The sequence below is a fragment of the Hyphomicrobium sp. genome (assembly GCF_019753045.1).
Taxonomy (GTDB): domain Bacteria; phylum Pseudomonadota; class Alphaproteobacteria; order Rhizobiales; family Hyphomicrobiaceae; genus Hyphomicrobium_B.
Genome location: NZ_JAIELN010000020.1, coordinates 122,752 through 133,729, shown reverse-complemented (window position 1 = coordinate 133,729; position 10,978 = coordinate 122,752). Strand labels below are relative to the sequence as shown.

At 60.9% G+C, this 10,978-nt stretch carries 9 protein-coding genes; all 9 read left to right on the top strand.

The features are described from left to right. Positions 1 to 196: 196 nt before the first annotated feature. The 9 genes from K2Q04_RS19770 (at position 197) to hrpB (ending at position 10,940) form a co-directional block, all read left to right on the top strand. Positions 197 to 1,387: an MFS transporter gene (locus K2Q04_RS19770; protein WP_291166765.1), complete on the top strand. Its 1,191-nt coding sequence runs from the start codon at positions 197 to 199 to the stop codon at positions 1,385 to 1,387. A 221-nt stretch (positions 1,388 to 1,608) separates the two neighbouring features. Next, positions 1,609 to 3,003 carry a circularly permuted type 2 ATP-grasp protein gene (locus tag K2Q04_RS19765; RefSeq protein WP_291166774.1) on the top strand — a complete coding sequence of 465 codons (1,395 nt, stop codon included), beginning with the start codon at positions 1,609 to 1,611 and terminating at the stop codon, positions 3,001 to 3,003. Between the two features lie 7 nt (positions 3,004 to 3,010). Continuing rightward, positions 3,011 to 3,958 (top strand): alpha-E domain-containing protein, encoded by a 948-nt coding sequence (locus K2Q04_RS19760; protein WP_291166763.1) that lies wholly within the window; start codon positions 3,011 to 3,013, stop codon positions 3,956 to 3,958. Between the two features lie 10 nt (positions 3,959 to 3,968). After that, positions 3,969 to 4,781: a transglutaminase family protein gene (locus K2Q04_RS19755; protein WP_291166761.1), complete on the top strand. Its 813-nt coding sequence runs from the start codon at positions 3,969 to 3,971 to the stop codon at positions 4,779 to 4,781. 25 nt (positions 4,782 to 4,806) lie between these two features. Next, entirely contained in the window at positions 4,807 to 5,544 is a 738-nt protein-coding gene (locus tag K2Q04_RS19750; protein ID WP_291166760.1) for a proteasome-type protease, read from the top strand. Between the two features lie 227 nt (positions 5,545 to 5,771). Beyond that, positions 5,772 to 6,815 (top strand): class 1 fructose-bisphosphatase, encoded by a 1,044-nt coding sequence (locus K2Q04_RS19745; RefSeq protein ID WP_291166758.1) that lies wholly within the window; start codon positions 5,772 to 5,774, stop codon positions 6,813 to 6,815. A 39-nt stretch (positions 6,816 to 6,854) separates the two neighbouring features. Continuing rightward, positions 6,855 to 7,730, top strand: a complete 876-nt coding sequence (locus K2Q04_RS19740; protein WP_291166756.1) for a phosphoribulokinase — start codon at positions 6,855 to 6,857, stop codon at positions 7,728 to 7,730. 22 nt (positions 7,731 to 7,752) lie between these two features. Further along, positions 7,753 to 8,427, top strand: a complete 675-nt coding sequence (rpe, locus tag K2Q04_RS19735) for a ribulose-phosphate 3-epimerase (RefSeq protein WP_291166754.1) — start codon at positions 7,753 to 7,755, stop codon at positions 8,425 to 8,427. A gap of 44 nt (positions 8,428 to 8,471) precedes the next feature. Further along, positions 8,472 to 10,940, top strand: a complete 2,469-nt coding sequence (gene hrpB, locus K2Q04_RS19730; RefSeq protein WP_291166752.1) for an ATP-dependent helicase HrpB — start codon at positions 8,472 to 8,474, stop codon at positions 10,938 to 10,940. Positions 10,941 to 10,978: the final 38 nt, after the last annotated feature.

Below are 10,978 nucleotides of genomic sequence, written 5' to 3'. Positions count from 1 at the left end.
CCTCGACGACAAGGGCCAGATTCAGGGACTGTTCTAACAGCAGGCGCCGGCGGCCGGCTCCCCGGAAGGGGAGTCGCCGGCGCCAAACCAAAAGTCGTCGAGGACGAGACATATCAGCCATACGGGGCAGGTCGTATCGCGGCTTGCCCCGTTGCTTTAGGAAGTACGCGCTTCCCTCCGAGTTGATTGCCCCCGAATGCGCCTTCTCCCTATCCTTGCCGCGAGCTGCTTTGTCAGCTCGATGTCGATGCGGATCATCGATCCTGTTGTGCCCGACATTTCTCGCGACCTCGGCGTCGACGCCGCGTCCGTCGCGATGCTGGCGTCGTTCTTCGCCTTTCCCTATGCATTCGCCCAGCCCGTTCTCGGTGCGCTTGGCGACGCCGTCGGCAAGGCCCGCATCATCAAGATCGCGCTTCTGATCGTCGCCCTTTGCCTGGCAGCCTCCGCCGCAGCGCCGACGTTCGATATGCTCGCCATCGCGCGCCTCATCGGCGGTGCGGCTGCGGGCGGTATCATCCCGCTGGCGTTTGCAATCGTCGGCGATGCATTTCCAATGCACGAACGGCAGATTGCGTTGTCGCGCGTTTTGACTGCAATCATCACCGGTAACCTCGCGGGCTTGATCGGGGCGGGCTTTGTCGCAGCCGAGTTCGGTTGGCGGATTTCCACGATGACGGCGGCGGGATTGGCACTGGCGGCTCTTGTCGTGACGGTGTGGCATCTGAAGCCGCCGGCGTCCTCAAAACCCGTGGAACGCGTGCGCGGAGAATTCTTCGACGGCTACCGCGAAGTCTTCGCCAATCCGCGATCGGTCGTTTGCTTTTCAGCTGTGTTCGTTGAAGGCATCGTGATCTTCGGACTCTTCCCTTACGTCGCGGTTCTGCTCGAGCAGCGCGGCGCCGGAGGCCTGAAGGAAGCCGGCATCGTCCTCTCCGGCTTCGCGATTGGCGGCTTCATCTACACCTTCTTGGTGCGGTTCATGCTCGGCCGGCTCGGCCTTTACAACCTGATCATGTCAGGAGGAATGGTTTCTGGCCTCGGGCTGGCGATGCTGTCGTTCGGCACATCCTGGCCGGCCGAAATGGCGCTGTTCGTGATTGTCGGCGTCGGTTTCTACATGATCCATAATTCTCTCCAGACGCAGGCAACCGAGCTGGCGCCCCGCTATCGCGCGTCAGGCGTCGCAGCGCATTCGTTTTCCGTGTTCTTGGGGCAGGCGTTCGGCCCGTTGCTGTATGGATTCGGATTAGCCAGCGCGGGCACGCTTTGGACGATGCTGCTCGCTGGTGCCGTAATGGGCCTGCTCGGCGTCGTTACCGCCTGGGGCCTGAAATCGAGATCCGGAGCACCCATCCCCGGCATCACTGATCCGGCGCGGGTTTAGGGCTCAATTCCGTGCCGGCCAACGCTGCCAACGCTTTGGCGGCAATGCTGAAATTTTATGCTAAGAAGGCCGTAAGCTGCATATTTGACAAGCAAAGGTAGGGTGATGTGAGCCAATAGACCCAGCATTTCCAGGGTTCGCGTGAATTGGCCTGGGGTTTGCGATGCCTATCCGAAAAGAATCGTGACGGGAGGGTGGTCTTGGTCGCGGCATTCGACGAAATGAACGGCTTCGGCGGCGAGGTTCGCGCTCCCTATCGCGCGCTCGCCGAGTGGCTCGGTGTTCAGCATCTCGATACGCTTCGACAGAAGTCGGCCGAGGCGGAAGTGCTCTTTCGCCGCTCCGGTATAACGTTTGCCGTCTACGGCGCCGAAGAGGCCGGCGAACGCCTCATTCCGTTCGACATCCTTCCCCGTATCATCTCGGCCGAGGAATGGCGCCGCCTCGAACTCGGTATCGAGCAGCGCGTCCGTTCGCTCAATGCGTTTTTGTACGACATCTACCACCGCCAGGAGATCCTGAAGGCTGGCAAGATTCCCGAAGAGCTCATCACCCAGAACTCCGCCTTCCTGCCCGAGATGATCGGCGTCGACCCGCCACGCGGCGTCTACAGTCACATCATCGGCGTTGATCTCGTCCGCACCGGCGAGAACGAGTTCATGGTTCTCGAAGACAACACTCGCACGCCGTCGGGCGTCTCCTATATGCTGGAGAACCGCGAGACGATGATGCATCTCTTCCCCGACCTCTTCAGCCGCAATCGGGTGAGGCCGGTCGAAAATTATCCGGATGCCCTGCTGAAGACGCTCGAAAGCGTCGCGCCTGGAAACCTTGATGCCGAGCCGACGATCGCGCTGTTGACGCCCGGCGTCTATAACAGCGCCTATTTCGAACACTCATTCCTGGCCGACCAGATGGGTGTCGAGCTGGTCGAAAGCTCCGATCTCGTCGTTATCGACGGTCTTCTCCGCATGAAGACGACCGAGGGGCTGAAGCGCGTCGACGTTCTTTATCGCCGCGTCGACGACGATTTCCTCGACCCTCTCGTTTTCGACCCGACATCGCTGCTTGGCGTGCCCGGCATATTCGATGTCTACCGTTCCGGCCGCGTGACGATCGTCAACGCTCCGGGCGCAGGCATCGCGGACGACAAGGCGATTTACAGCTATATTCCAGCGATTATCGAGTTCTACACCGGCAAGCAGCCGATCCTCGCCAACGTCGAAACATACAACTGCCGAGAACCGGCGAGCCTCAAGTATGTGCTCGATCATCTGGCGGAACTTGTCGTCAAGGAAGTTCACGGATCCGGCGGCTACGGCATGCTTGTCGGTCCGAAATCCACGAAGGATCAGATCGAGACCTTCCGGGCGAAGCTCGTCGCTAATCCAAGTAATTATATCGCCCAGCCGACGCTTTCGCTTTCGACATGTCCGACGCTCGCCGACTCGAGCGTTGCACCCCGGCATCTCGACTTGCGTCCCTTCGTGCTCATTGGCGATCAGGTGCGGCTGATGCCGGGAGGGTTGACACGCGTTGCCCTGAAAAAGGGTTCGCTTGTCGTCAACTCGAGCCAGGGCGGCGGCACCAAGGACACGTGGGTGCTGCAGGAATAGCTTCGGAATGCTTGGACGTACGGCAAACGATCTCTACTGGCTGTCGCGCTATATCGAGCGCGCGGAGAATATCGCTCGCCTCCTCGAGGTCGGGTATCGCATCGTGCTTCTACCGCGCGAGGGCGAAGGCTTTCACGAGGAGTGGCGCTCGACGCTTGAAAGCGCGGCCTGCGTCCAAGGCTACGTGCAACGCCATGGCGAGCTGCTGACTCAGAACGTCATCGACTACATGCTGTTCGACACGTCGAATCCGTCGAGCATCGCATCTTGCCTTGCGAGCGCTCGCCGCAACGGCCGCGCTCAGCGCACGGCATTGACCCGCGAAATGTGGGAAAGCTTGAACAGCGCCTGGCTCGAATTCTCCGCGATCCGTCCGGCGACCGTCACATCGAACTCGCTTCCCGAGCTTCTGGATTGGGTCCGCTCACGCTCCGCGCTCTATCGCGGCGCTCTGCTCAATACGATTTTGCGCAACGATACGTTTTATTTCAGCCAAGTTGGAACGTTCATCGAGCGCGCCGACAGCACTGCACGTATTCTTGACGTCAAATATTATCATCTCCTGCCGTCGAGTGAGATGGTCGGCAGCGATAAGGACAACTATCAGTGGGCGGCGTTGTTGCGTTCGGTGTCGGCACATCGCAGCTATCGCTGGGTCTTCAAGGATCATTACCGCCCGCTCAAGATCGCGGACTTTATGATTCTCAATCGTCAGATGCCGCGCTCGCTTCGCTCATGCTACGACGAGCTGACTGTCGCCCTTCGTGATCTCGCGGTGTTTTATGGCGTCAGGCACGATTGCCAGACCACAGCGGAATCGACGCGCGATCTTCTGCTCGAAGCTGACATGCAAAACATTTTTCAATCTGGACTGCACGAGTTCGTGCAAGACTTCATAGGCCGAAACAACAAGCTCGGTAACGAGATCTCTACCGCTTATCACTTTAGCGATTGAGGGTCCGGCAATGCGTATTTCGATTGGGCATGTGTCGCGTTACGTCTACAGCGAGCCGACGAAGTATTCCATTCTCGCTCTGCGCCTCACGCCACCGTCGTTTCAAGGACAGCGCGTCCTCGAATGGCGCATCAGCGCTCCGGGCATCGACGCGGTGAAGCCCTTTCGTGATGGCTTCGGTAACATGGTGCATCTTACGAGCTGCACGGAAGAGCAGTATGAGTCTCTGATTATCGCCAAAGGCGTCGTCGAGACCGAAGATCGCGCCGGCGTCGTGCGCGGTTTTTCCGATCCGGCGCCCATCAGGGTCTACCGCCGTCAAACGGCGAAGACCGCAGTGACTGACGAAATTCGCGCGCTCTGCCGAGCCGCAGGCGCCAAGCTCGACATTCGTGGAATGCACAACCTGATGCATGCCGTGCGCGATGCCGTGGAATACCGGATCGGCGCGACGAATGCGCATACGACCGCCGCCGAAGCATTGAGGGACGGCGAAGGCGTCTGCCAGGATCACGCGCACGTCTTCATTTCAGCCGCGCGAGCAATGAATGTCCCGGCCCGCTACGTAAGCGGCTACTTCCTCTCGGGAGCAGACGAGCCGTCTGACGCCAATCACGCCTGGGCGGAAGTGTGGCTCGAAGGGCTGGGATGGGTTGGCTTCGACCCTGCTAATCGGATATGTCCCACCGAGAAATATGTACGGCTCGCCTCGGGGCTGGACGCGACATGTGCAGCTCCTATTCGCGGCTCCCGGCGGGGCATCGCAAACGAAGAGCTTGACGTAATCGTCGAAGTTCAGCAGCAGAGCAGCCAGCAACAGTAGCTGTCTGCCGGTCTGGAGATCTTGTATGACATACGCCGTAGCCCTCCGCCTGGAGCGCGGACTCGTGTTTGCGGCCGACACGCGCACGAATGCCGGCGTCGACAACATTGCCCAGTATAAAAAGCTGCAGCTCTGGCGCCATCCGGGCGATCGAGTGCTCGTCCTTTTGGCCGCCGGAAATCTCGCGGTGACGCAGGCTGTCGTCAGCTTGCTGAATGAGCACCTCGTGGAAGAGGATGCCGGCGAAGACGCGGCAACGCTCTATACCGCGCCCAACATGTATCGCGCCGCGCGCGTCGTCGGCGACGCCATTCGGGAGGCGCGCCGCATCGATGGCGCGGCCCTCGAAGCAAGCAAGCTCGGTTTCAATACCAATTTCATCTTCGGTGGTCAGATCAAGGGCGAGCGGCCCCGCCTCTTCCAGATCTATCCGGAAGGCAATTTCATTGAAGCGACGGACGATACGCCGTTCTTTCAAATCGGTGAGCACAAGTACGGCAAGCCGATCCTCGATCGCGTCGCACGCTCAGATATGCGTCTCGGTGAGGCAGCGAAGCTCATGCTCCTGTCGTTCGACTCCACGTTGCGGTCGAACCTTTCCGTCGGCATGCCGATCGATCTCGTCATCTACGAGCGCGATTCACTCGATGTGACGCGGGAGAAGCGCATCAGCGCGGACGACGAATATTTTCGTCAGCTTTCGAGTGCCTGGTCCGACGCGCTGCGGCAGGCATTCTCCAAGATCGAGGAGTTCGACGTCTGACCGGCGTCAACTTTTGCTGCGATTGATTAACGTCCATAAACCGCTGCTGATCGGTGAGGCGCGTCTTTGTGACCCTCCAGTCGTGCGGAGTTATGCTGCACCCCAGCAAAAAAACGGCGACTTGCCTATGCACAGTTCCCGCTGAAACTGCAGTCTCGCTTCTGTCCATCAAGTACGCTTAGATGTGACTGGCGCGGCGAAGGGCAGGTGAGCGCTGGAAGGGCATAATGGGTCTCGCGACACTCAAAGAATATCTTTCGAATTGGACGCTGGATGGCCGCACGCGCGGCCAGGTCGCAGACACCATCCTCGCGATCGCTGAAGCGAGCGTCCGGCTGTCGGAGGTTGTCGCCCGCGGGGGCCTCGGCGCCAAGCTTGGGCGGGTCGTTGCCCGTAGGGGCGAGTTCGATGAGCAGAAGGAAGTCGACGTCCTCGCCAATGACCTCATTATCGAGGCGCTGAAGGCTCAGCCCGTCGCAGCGTTGGCTTCCGAGGAAGCAGAGCAACCGATACCAATTCGAGATGACGGCGCGCTCCTGGTCGCCACCGATCCGCTGGACGGCTCGTCGAATGTCGATGCCAACGTTTCCGTCGGAACGATCTTCTCGGTTCTTCCGTGTCATCCGTCGTCGAAGGGCGAGGCCGCATTTCTTCGGCCGGGTTCGCACCAGCTCGCGGCCGGCTTTTTTGTGTATGGTCCGCAAACCGTGCTGGCGCTGACGGTGGGCCACGGCACCCAGATCTTCACGCTCGATCGCGAGACACGCACCTATCGTCTGACGACGCGTAACGTCGCGATCCCTGCGGAAGCCGACGAATACGCCATTAACGCTTCCAACGCTCGGCACTGGGATGACCCGATCCGCATCTATATTCACGACTGCGAGAACGGCGCCAACGGACCCCGCGGCCACGATTTCAACATGCGATGGACAGGCTCACCGGTGGCCGACATTTACCGGATCCTGACGCGGGGCGGAATTTACCTTTATCCTGGCGATCGCCGGAAGGGGTTCCACCAGGGTCGCATTCGCCTGATCTACGAAGCCAATCCGATGAGCTGGATCGTGGAGCAGGCAGGCGGGCGTGCGACGACGGGAAGAGAGCGTGTGCTGGACGTCGTGCCAGTCGCACTCCATCAGAAAACGCCGCTGATCTGCGGCTCACGCGACGAGGTGGATCGAGTTATGCGCATCTATAGCGGCCAGGAATTCAAGGGCGAACGCTCACCGCTATTCGGCCGCCGCGGCCTGTTCAGGGCGCTGCCATGAGCTTGTCAACCGTGAACCGAAGCGCATCGAGCCTCCGCAATGTCGATTAAGCATCCGATTATATCCGTCACCGGTTCTTCAGGCGCGGGAACGACGTCGGTGCGGCAGACCTTTGAAAACATTTTCCGTCGCGAGCACGTGCGCGCGGCTTTCGTGCAGGGCGATGCCTTTCATCGTTACGATCGCTGCGGCATGGAAAAGGCGATGAAGGATGCGGCGAAGCGGGGAAATCCCAATTTCAGCCACTTCGGCATCGAGGCAAATCTCATCGAGGAACTCGAAACGCTCTTTCAAACTTATTCGGAGAGCGGCAAAGGCCTAATCCGTCATTACATCCATGACGATGTGGAAGCCCGCGCGTTCGCCACACCAATCGGCAGCTTTACGCCTTGGACCGATATCGAGCCCGACACTGACGTCTTAATGTATGAAGGCCTGCACGGTGCCATCATGACCGGCGAGTACGATGTCGCCCGTCACGCCGACCTGAAAATCGGGGTCGTGCCGGTGATCAATCTCGAATGGATCCAGAAGATTCAGCGCGATCGCTCTGAGCGCGGCTATACGACGGAAGAAGTGACGCAATCGATTCTGCGACGCATGCCCGACTACGTGCAGTACATCTGCCCGCAGTTTACGCAGACGGACATCAATTTTCAGCGCATTCCGACCGTCGACACGTCGAACCCGTTCATTGCGCGCTGGATCCCGACGCCTGACGAGTCGATGGTGATCATTCGGTTCAAGGAGCCGCGCGGTATCGATTTCGCGTATCTCCTGTCCATGATCGGCGACAGCTTCATGTCGCGTGCCAATTCGATCGTCATTCCTGGTAGTAAGCTCGATCTCGCCATGCAGCTCATTCTGACGCCGCTGATCCTGCAACTCGTCGAACGTCGCCGCCGAGTGATGTGATCGAACCCTCGAAAGGTCTTCCGTGACTCGCCCTCTCTTGATCGCCCCGTCCATTCTCTCGGCCGACTTCAGCAAGCTCGGCGACGAAATTCGCGCCGTCGACGCGGCGGGCGCCGATTGGATTCATTGCGACGTGATGGATGGGCATTTCGTGCCGAACATTACGTATGGCGCGCCGGTCATAAAAGCCGTCCGCGGCGCATCGAAGAAAATCTTCGACGTGCATCTGATGATAGCACCGGCCGACCCCTATCTGGCGGACTTTGCCGCGGCCGGGGCCGATATCATCACGGTCCACGCTGAAGCGGGGCCGCATTTGGATCGTTCGCTGCAGGCCATACGAGCACTCGGCAAGAAGGCCGGCGTATCGCTCAATCCGGGTACGCCCGAGAATGTGATCGAATACGTTCTCGATCGTCTTGATCTGATCCTGGTGATGAGCGTCAACCCTGGCTTTGGCGGCCAATCGTTCATCCCCGCGGTCGTCGAAAAAATTCGCCGCATCAAGGCGATGGTCGGTGCACGCCCGATCGACATCGAGGTCGACGGCGGCGTCACGCCAGAGACGGCGCGGCAAGTCGTCGAGGCGGGCGCTAACGTCCTGGTCGCAGGCTCGGCCGTTTTCAAAGGCGGAAGCGAAGCCAGCTATCGCGCCAACATCAACGCCATAAGGTCGGCGACCAGGCTCGAGGCCTAAGACGCCGCTTGAATTCGCAGGCCGCGAGCGTATTTCGGCGGGTTATGACCCAAACCAAATTTTCCGAACCACTGCCGATCGATGACGTGCTCGCCGATATCCAGGCAGCGCTTCGATCGAGTGGCGCGGCCGTCCTCGTGGCGCCGCCCGGCGCCGGAAAAACGACGCGCGTGCCCCTCGCCCTTCTCGATGAGCCCTGGCGGGGCAACGGCAAAATTCTCGTTCTCGAACCGCGCCGCATTGCGGCCCGGGCCGCAGCCGAGCGGATGGCCGCGAACATCGGCAGCCGCCTCGGTGACAAAATCGGATTGCGCGCGCGTCTCAATTCCAAGACAGGCCCCGGCGTCGCGGTCGAAGTCGTGACGGAAGGCGTGTTCACGCGCATGATCCTCGACGATCCCGAGCTTTCGGGAGTCGCCGCGGTGCTGTTCGATGAGTTCCACGAGCGCTCGCTCGACGCTGACCTCGGACTTGCCTTGGCGCTCGACGCGCGTTCGGGCTTTCGCCCCGATCTCAAAATCCTGGTTATGTCCGCAACGCTCGAAGCCGCGAACGTCGCGAAGCTCCTCGGCGATGCTCCGAACGTCAGAAGCGAAGGCCGGGCATTTCCCGTTGAAACCCGCCACTTCCCCCGCCGCGCACAGCGCATCGAGGATGACGTTGCCGATGCCGTGCAACGCGCGATCGCAACGGACGGAGGCTCCATCCTCGTATTCCTTCCCGGCCAAGGCGAGATTACGCGCGTAGCGGAACGCTTGAGTGCGCGCACATTGCCGCCCGACGTAGACGTCGTTCCGCTTTACGGCGGGCTCGACCCGTCAACGCAGGATCGCGCCATAGCGCCGGCGAAAAACGGGCGACGGAAAGTCGTCCTCGCAACGTCGATTGCGGAAACGTCGATTACTATCGAAGGCGTCCGTGTGGTCGTCGATAGCGGTGTCGCGCGCGTACCGCGCTTTGAGCCCGATGTCGGCATAACGCGGCTCGAGACCGTGCGCGTCTCTCGCGCGTCTGCTGATCAGCGGCGCGGGCGTGCGGGACGAACGGCGCCCGGCGTTTGCTATCGGTTGTGGGACGAGCCTGAAACGCAAGGCCTCGTACCGTTCGCCGAACCTGAAATCCGGTCCGCTGATCTTTCCGGCCTGATGCTCGATTGCGCGGAGTGGGGTGCGAGCGACCCGCGATCTTTGCCATGGCTTGATCCTCCGGCAGAAGGCGCGCTTGCCGCCGCCCGTTCCGGCCTTCAGGCTGTCGATGCGCTCGACCGCGATGGCCGCATCACCGATGAAGGCAAGCGGCTCCGGGCGCTGCCGCTTCCGCCCCGCTTGGCGCGTATGGTGCTGAAGGCCGGCGAGAGCGGCAATGCGCTGACTGCTGCAGATCTCGCAGCGATCCTCGTCGAGCGTGGCATCGGCGGCAACGATCTCGATCTCGCGGTTCGCCTCGAAAATTTCCGCCGCGACCGGTCGCAACGGGCCGAGAGCATGCGCGCGCTGTCCCGACAATGGGCGCGGACATCAAACAAGGACGCAGGCAAATCAATAGCGATCTCGCCCGCCGCACTTCTCGCCTTGGCGTATCCTGAGCGCATCGCAAAGAACCGGGGAAAGCGCGGCAGCTTTCTGCTCGCGAACGGCAGGGCTGGCATTGTCGACGACAGCCACCATTTGGCATCCGCGCCATATCTTGTCGTTGCCGAACTGCAGGGGCGAGCGGCCGCGACGCGGATCATGCTTGCTGTCGCGACGGATGAAGCGGAGATCGAAACATTCGCCGCCGATCGGATAGAAACGAGCGACGAAGTCCTGTTCGACAAGGAAGCACGCGCCGTGCGCGCGCGCCGTACCCGCCGCCTTGGCGCCATCGCACTGAGCAGCGAGCCGCGCTCGCTTCGACCTGACGAGGACGTCTCCGCCACGCTTGCCCGAGGCGTAGCGGATCTCGGAGCGGAAGCTTTGCCGTGGACGAAAACGCAGCTTCAGCTTCGCAGCCGCGTCGCGTTTTTGCGTAAAGGTGACGATACGTGGCCGGATCTGTCGGACGCTGCGCTGACTGCGACCGTAGATGAATGGCTGACCCCGTTTTTAGCGGGTAAGTCACGGGTCTCCGAGATCAACGCCGATATTCTGGAGAGCGCGCTCGGCTCCATGCTTCCCCGTCAGATGCGCTTACGCCTCGATGCAGAGGCCCCAACGCATTTTGCGGCGCCGACCGGAAACAACTTCGCGCTGGACTACGATGTAGCGGACGCGCCCGCGCTTCATATTCGCGTGCAGGAACTCTTCGGATTGAAGAACCATCCCGCCATCGCGCGCGGCCGCCTGCCGCTGACGCTGCATTTGCTATCGCCCGCGCATCGCCCCATTCAAATCACGCGGGATCTGCCGGGCTTCTGGGCGGGTTCATGGAAAGCGGTGAGAGCCGACATGCGCGGCCAATATCCCAAGCACGTTTGGCCTGAGGATCCTGCGAACGCGATGCCGACGGCGCGAGCCAAGCCCCGAGGTACGTGAGGGGCGATTTCTAGCCGAGGCCGCGACGCAGGCAAGAA